This window comes from Gammaproteobacteria bacterium, assembly GCA_016716465.1.
In the GTDB taxonomy this organism is placed as follows: domain Bacteria; phylum Pseudomonadota; class Gammaproteobacteria; order SZUA-140; family SZUA-140; genus JADJWH01.
The window spans coordinates 564,753-583,482 of the sequence record JADJWH010000004.1 but is presented as its reverse complement, the minus strand read 5'-3'; the positions used below and the strand labels follow the sequence as shown (position 1 = coordinate 583,482).

The window sequence follows — 18,730 nt, the reverse complement described above, 5'->3', positions numbered from 1 at the left end:
CGCCGGCGGATCCGGCGATCCCGATTGCTCGCCGCCGCAAACCGGCGGACGCCGTCCATTCTAGCACTCCGGGGCGCAAAATGACCGCAGGACGGGGGGCGCGGAAATGAAACGCCCGGCGGCCAATGGCTCCGCCGGGCGCGGGAGGAAAGACTCGCGATCAACCGAAGCGGTGTTTGCCGCCGTGCTTGTGGTGCTTGCCGTGGCGGTGGTGGTGATGGCGCTTGTCGTTGCAGTGACGGCGGTGGCAGGATTTCACCGCTTCGGCGTCGTCCGCATCCTCGGCGGAACCGGAACCGTCGGCGACCTCGTCGCCGGTGTCGCCCCCGGTATCGTCCTCGGCGACCGGGTCCTCCGGGAACGCGATCTGGCGCAGGCGCAGCGTATCGCCGGAGGCGATCTCCAGATCCAGCAGCGTCTCGGATTCGCTCAGCAACAGGTATTCCTCGGTGGTGATGACCAGGGGCAGACCGGTGACGGGATCGTATTGACCGCGCACCGCCGTCGTGGTCACCACCTTTTTCTCCACGGCATAGAGCGGGCTCTGCAGGACCGACAGGCCGATGTCGCTCATCACCTGCTGCTTCACGGTCAGCAGCGGGCTCTCATCCGGCGCGGTCACTTCGTAGGCCTGGGAGGTGGCGGCGTTGACCCAGATCATGGACAGGGTTTCGGCGTGGGCGGGGCGCACCAAGGCCAGGGCGAACAGCACGGGGAGCATCAGGTGCGCCAGTGGGCGTATTTGGGCAAGGGCGGTCATCACAACCTCCTTCACGTTTCGTTGCGGGCGAGGTTTCGGGAACCGGACCGGTGATGCCGTCTTTGCGCGGCATGCGGCCATGAGACACAGGATAGAGAAAGCGGGGAAGGCGTTTAGTGAAGTCGTTCACACTTCCGACGATGGCTGTCGGTAAATGGAAACACCCGGGGGAGACCTGGGGGGCAGCGGGCCCGCGGCCCGTGGAATCAGAGCGAGTCGATCGGTGCGCCGCGGGCCGCCGCGCCCGAGGGCTGCAGCGTGGCGCCCAGCTCGCGCGCCCGATCCAGGTCCACGCTTTCCGGACGGTAGGTCACGCCGCGAAACTCGCCGTCGACGGCGGTCAGGGTCAGGAAATAGGTGCGTCCCGCGGCGAAGGAGAATTCCTGGCTGGTGCTCATTTCCTTGATGTCGTGCGACGGCCCCCAGGAGGTGTCGGAATTCACCGTGATCCAGACGGAGCCGGGTTTCATCGGCACCAGGGCGTATTCGCCCTTGGCCAGCTCGAGCAAGGGCGCGCGGTCGGCCTCGATCCTCAGCGCGTTGTCGGCCACGCCGAGGTAGCGCTCGGTGCGCGGGCGGATGAAATAGACCTGGGCGACCTCCTCCTCCCCGCCGCCGGCGACCAGCGGATGCCCCGACTCCAGGCGGCTCGCGGTGCAGGCCGCGAGCGCGGCCAGAAACAGGGCCATGACGGCAGCCGTCAGGGCCGATCTGATCACGGCGGTTCCCGGGATTCCGCTGGCGTCGCGCATGGCGCAGATAATCGCATCCCGCCCGCGGCGTGACAAGTCCGGCGGCGGCGCGCGGGGGTTGATAAGCGGGTGAATGCGCGGCCATTTCCCGACAAAAGCGGCAAAAAATCCCGCCGGATGCTTGTCAACTCCCCCCCGGTTTGATCCAATAGGTAACCTGTCTGTCATAGTTTGGGAATCCGTCCCGGCCATTCCATCGGTAGATCGTCCAGACCCGGCGCGGCTTGCCGCCTGCCGCCGGGCGGACCGACGCGACGCACAGCGCCGCGAGCCTTCACGGGGCCCTACGACAATAAATTGAATTTATAAATATTTTTCACATTCGAGGAGCTGTGCCATGTCAGTGAAACATCCCGTCATCGCCGTCACCGGTTCGTCCGGCGCGGGTACCACCACGGTGAAGAACGCTTTCGAGCACCTGTTTCGCCGCCAGGGGGTCAAGTCGGTGATCGTCGAGGGAGACGCCTTTCACCGCTATGATCGCCAGGAGATGAAGAAGGCGGTCGCGGCGGCCAATGAGCGCGGCGAGACGCTGAGCCACTTCGGGCCCGAGGCCAATCTGTTCGACAAGATCGAGGAACTGTTCCGCAACTACAGCGAGACGGGCAAGGGCCAGGTGCGCAAGTACCTCCACGACGAGGTCGAGGCCGCGCCCTACAAGCAGTCCCCGGGCACGTTTACGCCGTGGGAGGAGATCGCGTCCGGGTCGGACCTGCTGTTCTATGAAGGCCTGCACGGCGGCGTGGTGAACGACCAGGTCGACATCGCGCGCTGGGTCGATCTGCTGATCGGCGTGGTGCCGATCGTGAACCTGGAGTGGATCCAGAAGATCCACCGCGACACTTCATCGCGCGGCTATTCGGCGGAGGCGGTGACCGACACGATCCTGCGCCGCATGCCGGACTACGTCAACACGATCACCCCGCAGTTCTCGCGCACCGACATCAACTTCCAGCGCGTGCCGGTGGTCGACACCTCCAATCCGTTCATCGCGCGCGACATCCCGACGCCGGACGAGAGCCTGGTGGTGATCCGCTTCCGGTACCCGGAGAAGCACGACTTCCCGTACTACCTGTCGATGATCAAGGATTCGTGGATGGCGCGCCCCAACACCATCGTCGTGCCGGGCGGCAAGATGGGTCTCGCCATGGAGATCATCCTGCAGCCGATCATTCACGAACTGATCGAAAGAAAACGTTCCTGACGCGACGCTACGGCGCGGGCGCGATCGCCTGCACCGAGCCGAAGCTGCGCGCGAAGGGATCGTTGCGGCTGACCTGCGGCGGGAGCGACTCCAGTTCCCGCCGCGCCTCGCCCCAGGTCGGGTAGCTGTTGTACAACACCATGTACCACGGTTTCCCGCTGCGCTGTACCTCCACCACCACCGTCCTGCCGGGTAGCGCGTGGCGCGCGATGAACTCGTCCACGTCCTCGCGCTTGTCCGCCCCGGCCAGCTGTATCGTGTAATACGCGGGGTTCTGTGCCCGCAGCCAGGCGTTGCCGTCTTGAGCCGCGGTCTCATTCGTCACGCGCGGGGGCGGTGTGGCGGGCGGCGGTTCCGGTGCGGCCTCCTTTTTGGGTTCCGCTTTGGGCTCGGGTCTGGATTCCGCTTTCGCCTCCGGTGCGGGCGTGGGTTCGGGCCTGGATTCGGGTTTGGGCTCCGCCTTCGTTTCCGGCCTCGGTGCTGGTTTCGCTTCGGTCGCGGCCCCCCCCCCCCGCCCCGCCCCGCCGCGGCGAGCGCGGCAACGGCAGCGGGCGGCGCGGTCACCGTCTCCCGCGCGGGCGGAGGCGCTGCGACGGGCGCCGGCTCCGCGGTCACGTCCGCGCGGTCCACCGCGCCGGCCGCGAGGGCGTCCTCCGGCAGCTGCACGGCCACGCCCGGGGCCTCGACGTCGGCGGTCGACATGAGCCGGGCCACCATGGCGTCGTCCGCCGGACTTTTGAAGATCGCATAGAGCAGCAGCCCGATGCCCGTTATCGGCACGACGACGGCGGCGACGGGGAACAGCATCTGGCGCAGTTGCGCGAGACGCTGCTGGCGCCGGGCGCTGAGGTAACGCCGCGGCCGGGCGCCGTCCAGCATTTCCCCGGCGACCCGCTTGATGTGCTGCGGGAGGCCGCCCGAGGCGCGGTGGATACGCTCCACCTGCGTCTCGTCGAAGCTGATCGCCTCGGCCATGCCGGCGCCTTCGATGCGCGCGCGCAGGTAGTCCGCCGTCTCCTGCGCGGAAAAATGCGGGAGACCGACCCGGGTCAGGCCGCGCGCCTGATAGGGCGCGAACGACGGCAGCTTCAGTATGGCATCCAGCCGCGCCGGGCTCATGGTGACCACGATGCCGAGCCGGCTGCCCGCCTGCGCCACCGCGCGCTTCAGCGTAAAGAGAAACCGCAGGCCGAACACCGACAGCTTGTCGGCATCGTCGACGACGATCAGGCAACCCGTGTCGCGGCGGCCGCGCTCGATCAGCTGCGTGAGCAGGGTCTGCATGTCGGCGGCGGGGTCCGCGCAGAAGGCGCGCCGCAGGCAATCGAACACATAACGCTCGCCCTGCGGGATGCGCACGTCGATATAGCACAGCTCCCGGCTCGGGCCGACGCGCTGCTGCAGCATGCGCACGAAAGTGGTCTTGCCGCAGCCGCGCTCGCCCTCCACCACGGCGACGGTATCGCTGTCGAGCGCGGCGCGCGCGACACGGGCGTGGCACTCGCGCAGCGCGGGGGTCTCGAAATAGCGGTCGGGAACGGCGGGGGAAAACAGCGACAGCGTGGTGGCGGAGTCCGGTGTCGCGGCGGTCTGCTCCGCGCGGTCGGTATCCACGAGCGAAAGGCGCGAACGGGAGGCCTCTATGCCTTTCATGGCTTCGATCCTGATTTATGATCCATTCTATATATTCGCTTCAAGGCGGGGCCGGCGCGGACAGCCCGCAGTGTAAGCCAAAATCCGCCCGGACAAAATGCCGACGTCACCCGCATCGGTGACGCCCGCCATTCTAGCGCCCGCGCGGCGCGCCTGGCCACCTGCCGTCGCGCGGTGCCTTGTGCTAGAGTGCGACGCGTGGATCTGCTGCTCAGCACATTCGTCGTTCTGCTGGTGGTCATCGACCCCATCGGGCTGGCGCCGCTGTTCTTCGCGCTGGCCCGCAACCAGACCCGCGCCCAGCAGCGCCGCACCGCCGTGCAGAGCGTCGCGCTCGCGGCCGCCATGCTGTTGGTCTTCTTCTTCACCGGCGACACCCTGCTGCATGTGCTCGGCATCGGCATGCCCGCGTTTCGCATCGCCGGCGGGGCGCTGCTGTTCCTGCTCGCGATCGACATGGTGTTCGCGCGGCATTCCGGCCTGCGTTCGACCACGACGCGCGAACAGAAGGAGGCGGCCACCCGCAACGGCATCGCGGTCTTTCCGCTCGCGTTTCCGCTCATCGCCGGCCCCGGGTCCCTCACCACGGTCCTGCTGATGGCCTCCTCGTGGAGCAACCGCCTCGAGTTCCTCGGCATGCTGGCCGTGCTGCTGGCGGTGTTGCTGCTGGCGCTGCTGTCGCTGCTCGCCTCTCCCTACCTGATGCGTCTGCTGGGCGAAACGGGCGCCAACGTCGTGAGCCGCCTGCTGGGTCTGATCCTCGCCGCGCTCGCCGTGCAGTACATCCTGGACGGCGTGGTCATGAGCCTGGCCGGCCAGACCTGAACCTGCCGTGCGGAACGCGAGATTTACAAAACCCGTACAAAACCCGGGACAGATTTATTTTCCGGGTACTGCCGGGAATCGCGCTGCTGGCAGAAAATAGCGGAAAATAAATCTGTCCCCGGCGACGAGACTTTGGCGCTTGGTCGTGCTAGCGTGAGGGCATGAGCGAGAACGCCTCTGCTAGCAATCATCTCGCGGGCGAGACCAGCCCCTACCTGCTGCAGCACGCCCATAATCCGGTCGAGTGGTATCCCTGGTGCGATGAGGCGCTCGCGCTTGCGGCGCGCGCGGACCGGCCGATCCTGCTGTCCATCGGTTACTCGGCCTGTCACTGGTGCCATGTGATGGCGCACGAGTCGTTCGAGGATCCGGCCACCGCCGCGCTGATGAACCGGCTGTTCGTCAACATCAAGGTCGACCGCGAGGAACGGCCGGATCTCGACAAGATCTACCAGCTCGCGCACCAGATGCTGGCGCGCCGCTCCGGCGGCTGGCCGCTGACCATGTTCCTGGCCCCGGTCAGCCTGGTCCCCTTCTTCGGCGGCACCTATTTCCCGCCCTTGCCGCGCTACGGAATGCCCGCCTTCAGCGAGATCCTGGAACGCGTCGCCGCGTTCTACCGCGAACACCGCACGGACCTCGAGGCGCAGAACGCCGAGCTGATGACGGCGTTCGCGTCCCTGGGCACGCGCGCGCCGGCCGACCACGCGGCGACGCTCGAACCTTCGGTCCTCGACATGGCGCGCCACCAGCTCGGCCACAGCTTCGATCCCGGGCAGGGTGGCTTCGGCCAGGCGCCCAAGTTCCCGCATCCGCCCAACATCGCGCGCCTGCTGCGCCACTGGGCCGCCACCCGGCAGGACGGCAGGCCGGACGAACAGGCGCTGCACATGGCGGTGTTCACGCTGGAAAAGATGGCGCGCGGCGGCATCTACGACCATCTCGGCGGCGGCTTCTGCCGCTACTCGGTGGACGGGCTGTGGATGATCCCGCACTTCGAGAAGATGCTCTACGACAACGCGCAACTGCTCCCGCTCTACGCCGAGGCCTGGCGCGCCATCGGCACTCCCCTGTTCCGGCGCACCGCACTGGAGACGGCGGACTGGGTCATACGCGAGATGCAGGCGCCCGCCGGCGGTTATTACTCGGCGCTCGATGCCGACAGCGAAGGCGAGGAAGGAAAGTTCTACGTCTGGTCGCGCGACGAGATCCGTGCCCGGCTCGACGACGCCGAGTACGAGGTGTTCGCGCCGCGCTTCGGGCTCGACCGCGAGGCGAACTTCGAAGGCCACTGGCATCTGCGCGTCACGTCGACGGTGACCGAGATCGCGCGGGCGCGCGGCGAGCCCGAGCAAACGGTGCGAAGAAGGCTGGACGCCGCGCGCGCGAAGCTGCGGACGGCGCGCGAGGCGCGCGTGCGTCCCGGCTGCGACGACAAGATCCTGACCGCGTGGAACGCGCTGATGATCCGCGGCATGGCGATCGCGGCGCGGCTGCTCGAGGAGCCGCGCCTGCTCGATTCCGCCGAGCGCGCCCTCGCCTTCCTGCGCGACCATGTGTGGACCGACGGCCGGCTGCTGGCGACCTGGCGTGACGGCCGCGCGCACCTGCGCGCCTATCTGGACGATTACGCCTTCCTGCTCGATGCCCTGCTCGAACTGCTGCAGGCGCGCTGGCGCAACGAGGACCTGGAATTCGCCCTGCAGCTCGCCGAGGCGCTGCTCACACGCTTCGAGGACCACGAAGACGGCGGCTTCTTCTTCACCGCGCACGACCACGAGACGCTGATCCACCGTCCCAAGCCCTTCGGCGACGATGCCCTGCCCGCCGGCAATGCCATCGCCGCACGCGCGCTGGGACGGCTGGGCCACCTGCTCGGCGAGACGCGTTATCTGGATGCGGCGGAGCGTACCCTGCGCGCCGCGTGGCCGCAGCTGGCGGAGCTGCCCTATGCGCACAACGCCATGCTCGACGCGCTGGAAGAATACCTCCGGCCGCCGCCGCTGGTGCTGATCCGCGCCGGCGCGGAGGAAGGCCGCGAGTGGCTGCGCATCGCGCGCTCCACCGGGGAACCGGCCCTGCTCGCCTTCGCCATACCGGACGACGCCGGAGACCTGCCGGGGGTACTCGGCACGCGTCGCGCCGGAGACCGCGGCGCCGTCGCCTACGTCTGCCGCGGGACGAGCTGCTCGGCGCCGGCCGGGAACCCGCAGGAACTGCTCGCCCGCCTGCAGGAGCTGGATTGAACCCCGGACCATCCATCGGGGACAGATTTATTTTCTGCCAAGCCGTTGTTTTTCCTGGTCTGGTCGCGCGAGGAAAATAAATCTGTCCCCAAATTTCACGGCCGCGAGTTTCGGTGTATGTTAGCGTCACCCGGCGCGGTATCGCCGCGCTTTCATCGTGACATCGTGAGCGAGAACGAAACATGACCCTGACCCGATCGCTGTGGCTGCCCCTGCTCTCCGCCCTGGTCATACTCGGCGCCGCGCGCGCGGACGAATCCGATACCGCGCTCGACCGCGTCGAATTCCAGACCCAGGCGGCACGCGAGGTCGACAACGACCTCACGCGCGTCGTGCTCGCGGTGGAAAAGGAGAACGCGGACCCCGCGCGGCTGGCGGATGAGATCAACCGCGCCATGGACTGGGCCCTGAAGGCGGCGCGCGCCGAGGCCGGTGTGCGCAGCCGCAGCGGCGCCTACCACACCTTCCCGGTCTACGATCAGCAGCGCATCGTGCGCTGGCGCGCGGCGCAGGAACTGATCCTGGAGAGCGAGCAGAATGCGATGCTGAACGGCCTGGTCGGCCGGCTGCAGGAACGCCTGCAGGTGCGCTCGATGACCTTCGGCGTGTCGGAGCAGCAGCGCGCCCGCATCGAACAGGCGCTGACCCAGGAGGCGCTGGACAATTTCCGGGAGCGCGCGCAGGCGATCGCGCAACGCCTCGGCGCCTCCGGATACGACATCGTGCGCCTGCAATTGCAGGACGACGCCGGCATGCCGCCGATGCCGGTGCAGTCCATGGCGCGGATGCTGAAGACGGAAGACGCCGCGGTCGCAAGCGAGGCCGGTACCAGCCGGCTCAGCGTGGGCGTCTACGCGGTGATCCAGCTGCGGCGCTGAGGCGCGCGGAGGGCACGGCCATGGATGCCCCGGTCACGAACATCGCGCATGCGATCCAGCTCGCCGTCGCACCCGTCTTTCTGCTCGCCGGGATCGGCGGGCTGCTCGGCGTCCTCACCAACCGCATCGGGCGCATCATCGACCGCAGCCGCAAGCTGCAGGAACAGCTCCCCGCCAGCGCGGAACCGCGGCGCGCCGAACTGCGCGACGAGCTCGGCCTGCTGGCCCGGCGCGCGCGGCTGATCAACCGCGCGATCGCCCTGTGCACCGCCAGCGCCCTGCTGGTCTGCGTAGTGATCGCGGTGCTGTTCCTCGGTTCCTTCGTCGCGCTCAGCATGTCGGCCCCGATCGCGCTGCTGTTCATCGGCGCGATGCTGTGCCTGATCTCGGCGCTGCTCCTGCTGATGCGCGAGATCCTGCTGTCGACGGCCCGCCTGCGCATCAGTAGCTGAAGGTCAGGACGGGCGCGCGGACAGCTTCTCGTTCACCCACAGGGCCAGCGCGCGCCAGAAGCTCGGCTGTTCGCCGCAGGCCTTGTTGATTTCGATCGACAGGGTGGCGGTGTTCTGGGTGCTGACGGGCGCCGCGCGCTTTTCCACCCGCGTGATGATGCCGGTATTGGTCTGGTACACCTTGTAGACGTAGTCCGGATCCATCGTGCTGTAGGTCGAGCTGCCGTAACTCGCGTCGAACAGGAAGTTGAACGGCCCGAGGATCTCGGTGAAGCGCACCAGATCGACCGCACCCTCGTCCTTGAGCGCATAGGACAGCTTGGTGCGCCGGTTCTGTTCCTCGACCAGTTTGTAGCGTCCCTCGATGCGTTCGAGCCGGTACAGCGGATCGAGGCCGATCAGGGTGCCGAGCGGCTTCCATTTCACGAACTGGCTGTCGATGCGCCACTGGTCGCCGTACAGCTCGAAGGTGCGCACGCTGCAGCGGTCGCCGGTGGCCAGGCTCGCCTGGTACACCTGCGCGCCCAGCGGTTCGAAGGTGAGTTCGGCGATGAGCGACTCGAACGTCAGGCGATGGAAGGTGTAGTACCAGGAGGAAAACAGCACGGCCAGCCCGAACAGCAGGACCAGCACTGTGAACCATCCGTATCGTATGAACCTGCCCACGACGACACCTCGCTATGCAAATCCCGTCCCGGGGACCCATTCTATCCCAGCCGGGTGCACCCCGCCTGAGAACCCTGGCATATTATCGGCCGGCGCCGCCCGTCACGACGGCGCCGGGACGACAGCCGCCGCGCCCCTCTGCTATGCTGGGCCCCCGTCGCCCGCGTTCGCCATCATGCCCCTGCTGCCGTATCTGCTGCTCCTGCTGATCGCCCTGCCCGCCGCCGCCGCGGACCCGGTGTGGGTGCCCGGCTGGCGCACCACCACGCCGATGACCACGGCGCGGGCGGGTGCGGCGGTGATCGAGGTCAACGGCACTGTCTATGCGCTCGGCGGCGTCGACGGGCGCAACTTCCTGAAGACCGTCGAGTATGCGCCCATCCGCCCCGACGGCACGCTCGGCGCATGGAACCTGACCGCCCCGCTCCGCGAGGCGCGCGGCTTCTTCGACGCCGTCGTGCACGACGGCTACCTCTACGCGGCGGGCGGCGGCAACGGCCCGAACGGCGAACATCTGCTCGCCTCCGTCGAACGCGCGCCGCTGCGCGCCGATGGCCGGCTCGGGCCCTGGGAGGCCCTGCCCGTCACGCTGAACCTGCCGCGCCGCTGCGTGAAGCTCGCGGTCGTCGGGGATGCGCTCTTCGCCCTCGGCGGCTTCGGCGGCGCGCTGCTGGATTCGGTCGAGCGGGCGGAGTTCCGCGCCGGCGGGCTGGGGCCGTTCACGCTGGAACCGGGGCGCATGACGATGCCGCGCTACGTCAATGCGGCGAAGGCGCACGGCGACGTGCTCTACGTATTCGGCGGCCACGATGAAAGCGAGGGCCGCGGTCTCACCGCGGTCGAATATGCACAGGTCGGCGGCACGGGGGCGCCGGTCTGGAAGCGCACCGCCGCCATGGGCGCCGGACGTTACGGCCTCGCGGCGTTCGGCCACGGCGATCGCCTCTATGCGCTGGGCGGACTCGACGGGGCGCGCTACAGCGATTCGATCGAATCGAGCCGGATCCTGCCCGACGGCTCACTCGCGCCGTGGCAGGCGACGACCGCGCTGTCCTCGCCGCGCGCCAACTTCGGCGCCGTGACGCGGGACGGCCGCGTCTACATCGTCGGCGGCACCAACCGCGACGGATATTACCGCACGGTCGAGGTCGCGGAGTTCAACGCGGACGGCGACATCGGCTATCAGGCGACTCCGGAGGAAGCGGCCGCCGCCGCGGCACAACGCGAGGCCGCGCACGCCGAGCGAACCCGCGCGGCCGGCCTGCCCAACGCGGGCGAGGTGCGGGAGATCCTGCACACGGAGGCGTACAGCTACATCCGGGTGGCCGACGGCACGGAGGAACAGTGGCTGGCAACCGAGCGCAGCGACTACCGCGTCGGCGAACGCATCCGTTACGGCCGCGGCACGCTGATGGGCAACTTCCACAGTCGCGCGCTCGACCGCGACTTCGACTCGATCCTGTTCGTCGAGCGGACCGAGCGGGCCGAATAAGGACCTGGCATCTCCATCCGGCTCGCATAAATGCACCCAGGGCCGAATGGAGCGAATTCCGGCGGGATGGCGCGGCTGATGATGCCGGGCTTCGCCGTGCGAAGCCCGGGCGACGATCTGTCGAATCTCTAGAGTGAAGTGCCGAAGGCGGCGCGGTAACGCGACGCGAATTCCTCCGGCGTGAAGCGGTGGTTCTGCGTGCCCGGGTGCTCGATCTTGATGGTGCCCATCAGCGAGGCGATGCGCGCGGCGGTGGCCAGATCGCGGCCCAGCATCAGGCCGTGGATCAGCCCGGCGCGATAGGCATCGCCGCAGCCGGTGGGATCGACCACGCCGGAGGGCTTGACCGGCGGAATCTCGATTTCCTTCTGTTCGGTGTAGATGCGCGAGCCCTTGGCGCCGCGCGTGATGAACACCGCCTTCACCTGCTCGGACATCTCGTGCGGCGACAGGCCGGTGCGCTCCTGCACCAGCTGCGCCTCGTAGTCGTTGACCGTCAGGTAGGTGGCCATGCGCAGGAAATTGCGCAGATCGTCGCCGTTGAACATCGGCAGCCCCTGGCCGGGATCGAAGATGAACGGGATACCCGCCTCGAAGAACTGCTCGGCGTGCTGCAGCATGCCGTCGCGGCCGTCGGGCGACACGATGCCGAGCGTGATGCCGCGGTCGAGCGGGACGCGGTTCTCGTGCGCGAGCCCCATCGCCCCCGGGTGGAACGCGGTGATCTGGTTGTCGTCGAGGTCGGTGGTGATGTAGGCCTGGGCCGTGAAGCTGTCGGGGAACTCGCGGATCAGCGCGCGGCTGATGCCGTTGCGGTCCATCCAGCGCGCGTAGGGCTCGAAGTCCTTGCCGACGGTGCCCATCGGCAGGCCGTCGCCGCCGAGCAGCTTCAGGTTGTAGGCGATGTTGCCGGCGCAGCCGCCGAACTCGCGCCGCATCTGCGGCACCATGAACGACACGTTCAGCATGTGGATCTTGTCCGGCAGGATGTGGTTCTTGAAGCGGTCCGGAAAGATCATGATGGAATCGTAGGCGAAGGAACCGCAGATCAGTGCCGTCATGGTCGTTATCCTTGCAGTGTTTGGAATCGGCTTGTATTCAATCCGGCGCCGGGGAGGCGCCTGGCGCGGTAACCGGGCCTAGTCTAGCAAAACCAGCGCCCACACCACAGCGGCCAGCGCCAGCGCCACGAACACCGCGGCGGAGCCGATGTCCTTGGCGCGGCCCGAGAGGGCGTGTTCCTCGTCGCTGATGCGATCGATCGCGGCCTCGACCGCGGAATTGAGCAGCTCCACCACCAGCACCAGCAGCACGCTGCCGATCAGCAGGGCACGCTCGACGCCGGTGTCGCCCAGCCACCACGCGAGCGGCGTGGTAATGATGAACAGCGCGACCTCCTGGCGGAAGGCCGATTCGAAACGCCAGGCCGCCACCAGCCCCTTGAAGGAAAAGCCGGTGGCATGGAACAGGCGCGTGAGCCCGGTGTAGCCGCGTTTGCCCATAAACTCAGCGCTTCCCGCCGACCGGTTTCCAGGCGAGATCGAGCTCGCGCGCGGCGCGCACGTCGTCGAGACGCCGCACCGGCATGGTGTGCGGGGCGCCCGTCACCGTGTCCGGCGTCGCCTCCGCCTCGGCGCGGATATCGCTCAGGGCATCGATGAAGGCATCCAGCGTGGCCTTGTCCTCGCTCTCCGTCGGCTCGATGAGCAGGCACTCGGGCACCAGCAGCGGAAAATAGGTGGTCGGCGCATGGAAGCCGTAATCGAGCAGACGCTTGGCGAAGTCCATCGCACTGACGTGCAATGTCTTGGCCTCGCGCCGCAGGGTGACGATGAATTCGTGGGTGGCGCGGCGCTGCGGGAAGGCCAGCTCGAAACCGCGTTCGCGCAGGCGCACGGCCATGTAATTGGCGTTCAGCGTGGCGTACTCCGCGACCCGCTTCATGCCCTCGCGGCCGAGCAGGCGCGCGTAGATATAGGCGCGCATCAGGATGCCGGCGTTGCCGGCGAAGGCGGACAGGCGGCCGATGGTCTGCGGACAGTCCTGTTCGGTGATCCAGTGGTAGCGGCCGTTCGTGAGCCCCACCATCGGCACCGGCAGAAACGGTTTCAGCTTCTCGCCCACGCCGACCGGACCCGCGCCGGGTCCGCCGCCGCCGTGCGGCGTGGAAAAGGTCTTGTGCAGGTTGAGGTGGATGACGTCGAATCCCATATCGCCCGGACGCACCTTGCCCAGGATCGCGTTCAGGTTGGCGCCGTCGTAGTACAGCAGTCCGCCCGCGGCGTGGACGATGCCGGCGATCTCCTTGATGCGGCGCTCGAACACGCCGAGCGTGGACGGGTTGGTGAGCATCAGGCCCGCGGTGCGCGGACCGACCGCCGCGCGCAGCGCCTCGATGTCGACGTCACCCTCGGCGTTGGTCGGGATCTCGCGCGCCTTGTAGCCGCACATCACGGCGGTGGCGGGATTGGTGCCATGCGCGGCGTCCGGCACCAGGATCTCGTCGCGGGCGAGATCGCCGCGCGCGGTGTGATAGGCGCGGATCATGGCGACGCCGGCGAACTCGCCCTGCGATCCCGCCATCGGCGTCAGCGACACCGCGCGCATGCCGGTCACCTCCTTCAGCATCTCCTGCAGCTCGTGCATGCAGGCGAGGAAGCCCTGGCTGAAGCGTTCCGGCGCGTGCGGGTGCCGGCGCAGGAAGCCCGGCAGGCTGGCCAGCGTGTTGCAGGCGCGCGGGTTGTACTTCATGGTGCAGGAGCCGAGCGGGTAGAAATGCGTGTCGATGGAGAAGTTCTTCTGCGACAGCCGGGTGTAGTGGCGCACCACCTGCAGTTCGGACACCTCGGGCAACAGCGGCGGCTCGGTGCGCAGCAGCGCGGCGGGGATGTCGGTGACGGCCGCGGGGTCCGCCGCCGGCGCCTGCAGCGCGGCGCGGCGCGCGGGGGCGGAGTGTTCGAATATCAGGTTCATGGTCGTCTTCGTGGTTGGGTGGGAATTCCGCGCTCAGCGCAGGGCCGCGACCGCCTTGTCGTAATCGGGATGCTGGGCGATCTCGGGCACGAGTTCGGTGTACAGGACGCGATTCTCCTCGTCCAGCACCAGCACCGCGCGCGCGGTCACGCCCGCCAGCGGTCCGTCCGTAATCAGCACGCCGTAATCCTCGGCGAACTTGCGCGAGCGCATCAGCGAGAGCGTGGTGATGTTCTTGAGATCCTCGGCATCGCAGAAGCGCTTGTGCGCGAAGGGGAGATCCGCCGAGATCATCAGCAGCACGGCATTGTTGCCGGTGGCCAGTTCGTTGAAGCGCCGCGTCGAGGCCGCGCACACCGAGGTGTCGATGCTGGGAAAGATGTAGAGCAGCTTCTTCTTGCCGGCGAACTCCGCCAGCGAGCGGTCGCGCAGCGCGGTGTCGGTCAGCGTGAACTCCGGCGCGCGACTGTCCCGCGCCGGCAACTCGCCGCTGGTATGCACTTCGGATCCTTTCAAGGTCACGGTCGCCATGGTCCCCTCCTCCCGCCGTCGGCTCAGCCCCGGGCGAACGCCCGCGCGCAGGCCTCCGCGTAACGCTGCAGATCCTCGGGCGACTTGGTCTCGGTGGCGCACACCAGCAGGGCTTCGCCGAGCTCCGGATAGTCGCGCTTCAGACTGTAACCGCCCAGGATGCCGTCCTCCGCCAGACGCGCGAGCACCGTGTCCACGTCGGCATCGAAGCGCAGCACGGCTTCGTGGAAGAACGGCCGCGTGAACACGGGCGTGACGCCCTTGATCGCGCACAGCGCGTCACGCAGACGGCGCGTGTTCGCGTGCGAGGCGCTCGCGACGCGGCGCAGTCCTCGGCGCCCAGCAAGGACATGAATATGGTGGCCGCGGTGACCAGCAGGCCCTGGTTGGTGCAGATGTTCGAGGTCGCCTTGGAGCGGCGGATATGCTGCTCGCGCGCCTGCAGGGTCAGCGCGAAGCCGGGCTTGCCGTCGAGATCGACGGTGCGCCCGATGATGCGGCCCGGCATCTGCCGCACGTGCTCCGATTTGCAGCACATGAAACCGAAATACGGCCCGCCCGAGGCGAGCGGCACGCCGAGCGGCTGGCCTTCGCCGCAGGCGATGTCGGCACCCTGCGCGCCCCAGGCGCCCGGCGGCTTGAGCAGGGCGAGCGACATCGGGTTGTTCAGGGCGATCACCAGCGCGCCGTGCGCGTGCGCCCAGTCGCACAGCGCGTCGGCCTCTTCCAGCACGCCGAAGAAGTTCGGCTGCGGGACCACCAGCGCGGCGAAGTCGCCGGGATTCGCCGGCAGCGCGGCGGGATCGATCGCGCCGCTGCGGGCGTCGAAATCGAGGGTTTCGATGACGATGCCCTGGTTGGACACGATGGCCTGCACCACGCGGCGATAGTCCGGATGCACCGTGCGCGGGATCAGCACGCGCTTCGAGTGCGCGCGGCGATTCGCCCGCACCGCCATCAGCACCGCCTCGGCCAGCGCCGAGGCGCCGTCGTAGAGCGAGGCGTTGGAGACGTCGAGCGCGGTCAGCCCGGTCATCATGGTCTGGTATTCGTACAGCAGCTGCAGCGTGCCCTGGCTCGCCTCCGCCTGGTACGGCGTGTAGGCGGAGTAGAACTCGCCGCGCGTGGCGATCTCCCACACCGCGGCCGGAATATGATGCTCGTAGGCGCCGGCGCCGATGAAGCAGAGCGGCGCGCCGTTGGCCGCGGCGCGCTCGGACAGCAGGCGCGCCGTCGCCATCTCATTCAGACCGGGCGGAACCGCCGCGATGTCGGGCGCGCGCAATCCGGCCGGGATCTCGTCGAACAGGGCGTCGATCGTGCCGATGCCGATGGCCTCGAGCATGGCGGCGGTCTCGCTTTCCGTATGCGGAATGAATGGCATAGATATCCTGAGAAGTGACTGTCGGTATGGAACGCCGGGAAAACCGGACGGTCCGGCCCGGACGCGCACACGCGCGTCCGGGCCGGTATGGCCTTATTCTTCTTCCTCGGTAATGAACGCGCCGTAATCCTCGGCATCAAGCAGGTTCGCGCCGAGGTCGCCGTCGAGCTGAATACGCATGATCCAGCCTTCGCCGTAGGGGTCCTTGTTGACCAGATCCGGGTTGTCCGCCAGCAGCTCATTCACCTCGACCACCTCGCCGGCGACCGGGCTGTAGACGTCGGAGGCCGCCTTCACGGACTCGACCACGGCGCACTCCTGCCCCGCCGTTACCGCACTGCCGACCTCGGGCAGCTCGACGAACACCATGTCGCCGAGCAGGTCCTGGGCGTGGTCGGTGATGCCGATCTTGACCGTGCCGTCGCCCTCGTCCTCGACCCACTCGTGGGTCTTGGTGTATTTCAATTCCGCGGGTATTTCACTCATGAGACCAACCTCTTGTTTATCTGCTGCTACACAATCCGGAAACTGTCTTCTGCGTCATGCCTGGAGCCCATCGATGCAGCTCTTGCCGTGACGCACGAAGGGCGGCGTCACCACCCGTACGGGCAGGCGGCGGCCGCGCACGTCCACCGCGCACTCGCCCGTGGTATTGCCGTCCACGCGCGCGAGCGCGACGGAGCATTGCAGGAACGGCGAGAAACTGCCGCTGGTGATCTCGCCGACCGCGCGGTCGCCGGCGTAGACCTGCTGGTGGGCGCGCAGCACGCCGCCCTCGCGCAGCACCAGGCCGATCATCTTGCGCGGCGGATGCGCGCGCTGCGCCTCGAGGACGGCGCGTCCGATGAAATCGCGCTCGGGCGGATTCCAGGCCACGGTCCAGGTCAGCCCGCATTCCAGCGGTGAAACCGCCTCGTCCATGTCCGAGCCGTAGAGCGCCATGCCGGCCTCCAGCCGCAGCGTGTCGCGCGCGCCGAGCCCGATGGGCCGGACGCCAGCCGCGTGCAGCGAGGCCCAGAACGCCGGCGCCTGCGCGGCGGGCACCAGGATCTCGTAGCCGTCCTCGCCGGTGTAACCGGTGCGCGAGACGAACACCGCCCCGATCTGGGTCGAACGAAATACCCCGAGCCCCGCGACCGCGGCGCGCGCGGTCTCATCCTTCAACACGGCGTGCACCTTGTCGCGCGCCTGCGGACCCTGCACGGCGATCAGGGCATAGTCCTTGTGCGCGTCCAATGTCACGCCGAAGTCGGCGGCGTGACGCATCAGCCAGGCCAGATCCTTGTCGCGCGTGGCGGCGTTGGTGATGAGGCGGAAGTGCTGCGTGTTCAGGCGATAGACGATGAGGTCGTCGATGACGCCGCCGCTCTCGTTCAGCATGCAGGTGTAGAGCGCCTTGCCGGCGTCCAGCCGCGCCACGTCGTTGGCGAACATGTGGCGCAGGAAATCGAGCGCGCGCGCGCCGCCGACGTCGCTGACGGTCATGTGCGAGACGTCGAACATGCCCGCGTCGGTGCGCACCTGGCGATGTTCCTCGAGCTGGGATCCGTAGTGCAAGGGCATGTCCCAGCCGGCGAAATCGACGATCTTCGCGCCGTGCCGCACGTGCTCGTTATAGAGAGGCGTCCTGTGACCCATGGAGATGGCTTCGCTTGCTGGATACCGCGCGGCCCCAACCGTCCCGCGCGCGTTTCAAAGAAATCATACTATACCCGGACTGCCCGTTCCGACAAAGCGCCCGCCGCGAGGAAATACGCGCGAAACCTGTACCCCGCGGCGCGGCGATGACCGGAATTTTTCTGGGGGTGAAGGCCCCTCCCGCCGCGGGCCGACGGTTCGCGCCGGCCCACGCGGGAGGCGGCGGGATTCAGGACATCTCTTTGTGGTAGGAGGCCACGCGCTCGACTTCCTGGCGGGAGCCGAGGATGACCGGGACGCGCTGGTGCAGGTCGCGCGGCTGGATATCCATGATGCGCGCGCGGCCGGTGGTGCTGACGCCGCCGGCCTGCTCGACGATGAAGGACATCGGGTTGGCCTCGTACATCAGGCGCAGGCGGCCTTCCTTGCCCGGATCCTTGGTGTCCTTCGGATACAGGAAGATGCCGCCGCGGGTCAGGATGCGGTGCACCTCGGCCACCATGGAGGCGACCCAGCGCATGTTGAAGTTCTCCTTGCGCGGGCCTTCCTTGCCGGCCAGGCATTCGTCGATGTAGCGCTTGACCGGCGGCTCCCAGAAACGGCCGTTGGAGGCATTGATGGCGAACTCCCGCGTGCTCTCCGGGATGCGCATATTGGTGTGGGTGAGGATGAACTCGCCGACGTTGCGGTCGAGCGTGAAACCGTTGACGCCCTGGCCGGTGGTCATCACCAGCATGGTGGCGGGCCCGTACAGGGCATAGCCGGCGCAGACCTGGCGCGTGCCCGGCTGGAGGAAGTCCTTCGCCGTCGGCTTGCTCACGCCCTCCGGACAGCGCAGGATCGAGAAGATCGTGCCGACCGAGATGTTGACGTCGATGTTGGAGGAGCCGTCCAGGGGGTCAAACACCAGCAGGTACTTGCCGACCGGATAGCCGTCCGGGATCGGATAGACGTCGTCCATCTCCTCCGAGGCCATGCCGGCGAGATGGCCGCCCCACTCGTTGCTCTTGATCATCATCATATTGGAGATGACGTCGAGCTTCTTCTGGGTCTCGCCCTGCACGTTCTCCTTCTCGGCGCTGCCGAGCACGCCGACCAGTGCGCCCTTGTTCACCGCGTTGGCGATCGCCTTGCACGCCGTCAGGGTATCGTTGAGCACGGCGGTGAAATCGCCGGTCCCGCCCACGCGCCGCTGTTCCTGGGTGATGAATTGTGTAATCGTCTCGCCGAGTTGCATGTGTCGTTACCCCTTACGCAGTGATTCGGTGCCGGTCCC

Annotated in this window: 18 protein-coding genes and 1 pseudogene; 6 read left to right on the top strand and 13 right to left on the bottom strand. The window is 67.8% G+C overall.

The genetic code is table 11. The features are described 5' to 3' along the window. Positions 1-160: 160 nt before the first annotated feature. On the bottom strand, positions 161-760 hold the full coding sequence (locus tag IPM20_10435; GenBank protein ID MBK9132033.1) for a hypothetical protein: 600 nt from the start codon (positions 758-760) through the stop codon (positions 161-163). 206 nt (positions 761-966) lie between these two features. Beyond that, entirely contained in the window at positions 967-1,479 is a 513-nt protein-coding gene (locus IPM20_10430) for a hypothetical protein (GenBank protein MBK9132032.1), read from the bottom strand. 370 nt (positions 1,480-1,849) lie between these two features. Here IPM20_10430 and IPM20_10425 point away from each other — a divergent pair, with 370 nt between their 5' ends. Continuing rightward, entirely contained in the window at positions 1,850-2,716 is an 867-nt protein-coding gene (locus IPM20_10425; GenBank protein MBK9132031.1) for a phosphoribulokinase, read from the top strand. A gap of 7 nt (positions 2,717-2,723) precedes the next feature. Here IPM20_10425 and IPM20_10420 read toward each other — a convergent pair whose 3' ends face one another. Continuing rightward, complete coding sequence (locus IPM20_10420) at positions 2,724-3,041, bottom strand: SPOR domain-containing protein (GenBank protein ID MBK9132030.1); 318 nt, start codon at positions 3,039-3,041, stop codon at positions 2,724-2,726. Then, positions 3,038-4,369: an AAA family ATPase gene (locus IPM20_10415; GenBank protein MBK9132029.1), complete on the bottom strand. Its 1,332-nt coding sequence runs from the start codon at positions 4,367-4,369 to the stop codon at positions 3,038-3,040. Before IPM20_10415 ends, IPM20_10420 begins: the two co-directional genes overlap by 4 nt. A 198-nt stretch (positions 4,370-4,567) precedes the next feature. Between IPM20_10415 and IPM20_10410 the strand changes: the two genes are divergently transcribed. From IPM20_10410 to IPM20_10395, 4 genes are all read left to right on the top strand, one after another. Beyond that, on the top strand, positions 4,568-5,194 hold the full coding sequence (locus IPM20_10410; GenBank protein MBK9132028.1) for an NAAT family transporter: 627 nt from the start codon (positions 4,568-4,570) through the stop codon (positions 5,192-5,194). A 161-nt stretch (positions 5,195-5,355) separates the two neighbouring features. After that, a complete protein-coding gene (locus IPM20_10405) occupies positions 5,356-7,440 on the top strand; it encodes a thioredoxin domain-containing protein (protein ID MBK9132027.1) in 2,085 nt (694 codons plus the stop codon). 182 nt (positions 7,441-7,622) lie between these two features. Then, positions 7,623-8,318, top strand: a complete 696-nt coding sequence (locus IPM20_10400; protein ID MBK9132026.1) for an SIMPL domain-containing protein — start codon at positions 7,623-7,625, stop codon at positions 8,316-8,318. Positions 8,319-8,338: 20 nt separating this feature from the next. Then, complete coding sequence (locus tag IPM20_10395) at positions 8,339-8,770, top strand: DUF2721 domain-containing protein (GenBank protein ID MBK9132025.1); 432 nt, start codon at positions 8,339-8,341, stop codon at positions 8,768-8,770. 3 nt (positions 8,771-8,773) lie between these two features. Here the strand turns inward: IPM20_10395 and IPM20_10390 are convergent, their stop codons facing one another. Then, positions 8,774-9,403 (bottom strand): hypothetical protein, encoded by a 630-nt coding sequence (locus IPM20_10390; protein ID MBK9132024.1) that lies wholly within the window; start codon positions 9,401-9,403, stop codon positions 8,774-8,776. Between the two features lie 208 nt (positions 9,404-9,611). On the opposite strand from IPM20_10390, the gene IPM20_10385 reads away from it, so the two are divergent. Beyond that, positions 9,612-10,928, top strand: coding sequence for a hypothetical protein (locus IPM20_10385; GenBank protein MBK9132023.1), 1,317 nt, complete (start codon positions 9,612-9,614; stop codon positions 10,926-10,928). A 128-nt stretch (positions 10,929-11,056) separates the two neighbouring features. Here IPM20_10385 and IPM20_10380 read toward each other — a convergent pair whose 3' ends face one another. From IPM20_10380 to IPM20_10345, 8 genes and pseudogenes are all read right to left on the bottom strand, one after another. Continuing rightward, entirely contained in the window at positions 11,057-11,989 is a 933-nt protein-coding gene (locus IPM20_10380) for a carbohydrate kinase family protein (protein MBK9132022.1), read from the bottom strand. A 78-nt stretch (positions 11,990-12,067) separates the two neighbouring features. Next, positions 12,068-12,430 carry a diacylglycerol kinase gene (locus IPM20_10375; protein MBK9132021.1) on the bottom strand — a complete coding sequence of 121 codons (363 nt, stop codon included), beginning with the start codon at positions 12,428-12,430 and terminating at the stop codon, positions 12,068-12,070. Positions 12,431-12,434: 4 nt separating this feature from the next. Further along, on the bottom strand, positions 12,435-13,901 hold the full coding sequence (gcvPB, locus tag IPM20_10370; GenBank protein ID MBK9132020.1) for an aminomethyl-transferring glycine dehydrogenase subunit GcvPB: 1,467 nt from the start codon (positions 13,899-13,901) through the stop codon (positions 12,435-12,437). A gap of 33 nt (positions 13,902-13,934) precedes the next feature. Continuing rightward, complete coding sequence (gene tpx / locus IPM20_10365; GenBank protein MBK9132019.1) at positions 13,935-14,432, bottom strand: thiol peroxidase; 498 nt, start codon at positions 14,430-14,432, stop codon at positions 13,935-13,937. A 23-nt stretch (positions 14,433-14,455) separates the two neighbouring features. After that, positions 14,456-15,816, bottom strand: a pseudogene (gene gcvPA, locus IPM20_10360) (aminomethyl-transferring glycine dehydrogenase subunit GcvPA). Between the two features lie 93 nt (positions 15,817-15,909). Continuing rightward, positions 15,910-16,302: a glycine cleavage system protein GcvH gene (gene gcvH, locus IPM20_10355; protein MBK9132018.1), complete on the bottom strand. Its 393-nt coding sequence runs from the start codon at positions 16,300-16,302 to the stop codon at positions 15,910-15,912. 54 nt (positions 16,303-16,356) lie between these two features. Further along, positions 16,357-17,454 (bottom strand): glycine cleavage system aminomethyltransferase GcvT, encoded by a 1,098-nt coding sequence (gene gcvT, locus IPM20_10350; GenBank protein MBK9132017.1) that lies wholly within the window; start codon positions 17,452-17,454, stop codon positions 16,357-16,359. A gap of 229 nt (positions 17,455-17,683) precedes the next feature. Then, positions 17,684-18,691 carry a class 1 fructose-bisphosphatase gene (locus tag IPM20_10345; GenBank protein ID MBK9132016.1) on the bottom strand — a complete coding sequence of 336 codons (1,008 nt, stop codon included), beginning with the start codon at positions 18,689-18,691 and terminating at the stop codon, positions 17,684-17,686. Positions 18,692-18,730 lie beyond the last annotated feature (39 nt).

Bases quoted from the DNA above. Each gene is read 5' to 3' on its own strand.
- IPM20_10435 (MBK9132033.1), bottom strand. From the start codon at position 760: ATGACCGCCCTTGCCCAAATACGCCCACTGGCGCACCTGATGCTCCCC.
- IPM20_10425 (MBK9132031.1), top strand. From the start codon at position 1,850: ATGTCAGTGAAACATCCCGTCATCGCCGTCACCGGTTCGTCCGGCGCG.
- IPM20_10415 (MBK9132029.1), bottom strand. From the start codon at position 4,369: ATGAAAGGCATAGAGGCCTCCCGTTCGCGCCTTTCGCTCGTGGATACC.
- IPM20_10405 (MBK9132027.1), top strand. From the start codon at position 5,356: ATGAGCGAGAACGCCTCTGCTAGCAATCATCTCGCGGGCGAGACCAGC.
- IPM20_10400 (MBK9132026.1), top strand. From the start codon at position 7,623: ATGACCCTGACCCGATCGCTGTGGCTGCCCCTGCTCTCCGCCCTGGTC.
- IPM20_10395 (MBK9132025.1), top strand. From the start codon at position 8,339: ATGGATGCCCCGGTCACGAACATCGCGCATGCGATCCAGCTCGCCGTC.
- IPM20_10385 (MBK9132023.1), top strand. From the start codon at position 9,612: ATGCCCCTGCTGCCGTATCTGCTGCTCCTGCTGATCGCCCTGCCCGCC.
- IPM20_10380 (MBK9132022.1), bottom strand. From the start codon at position 11,989: ATGACGGCACTGATCTGCGGTTCCTTCGCCTACGATTCCATCATGATC.
- IPM20_10375 (MBK9132021.1), bottom strand. From the start codon at position 12,430: ATGGGCAAACGCGGCTACACCGGGCTCACGCGCCTGTTCCATGCCACC.
- gcvPB (MBK9132020.1), bottom strand. From the start codon at position 13,901: ATGAACCTGATATTCGAACACTCCGCCCCCGCGCGCCGCGCCGCGCTG.
- tpx (MBK9132019.1), bottom strand. From the start codon at position 14,432: ATGGCGACCGTGACCTTGAAAGGATCCGAAGTGCATACCAGCGGCGAG.
- gcvH (MBK9132018.1), bottom strand. From the start codon at position 16,302: ATGAGTGAAATACCCGCGGAATTGAAATACACCAAGACCCACGAGTGG.
- gcvT (MBK9132017.1), bottom strand. From the start codon at position 17,454: ATGGGTCACAGGACGCCTCTCTATAACGAGCACGTGCGGCACGGCGCG.
- IPM20_10345 (MBK9132016.1), bottom strand. From the start codon at position 18,691: ATGCAACTCGGCGAGACGATTACACAATTCATCACCCAGGAACAGCGG.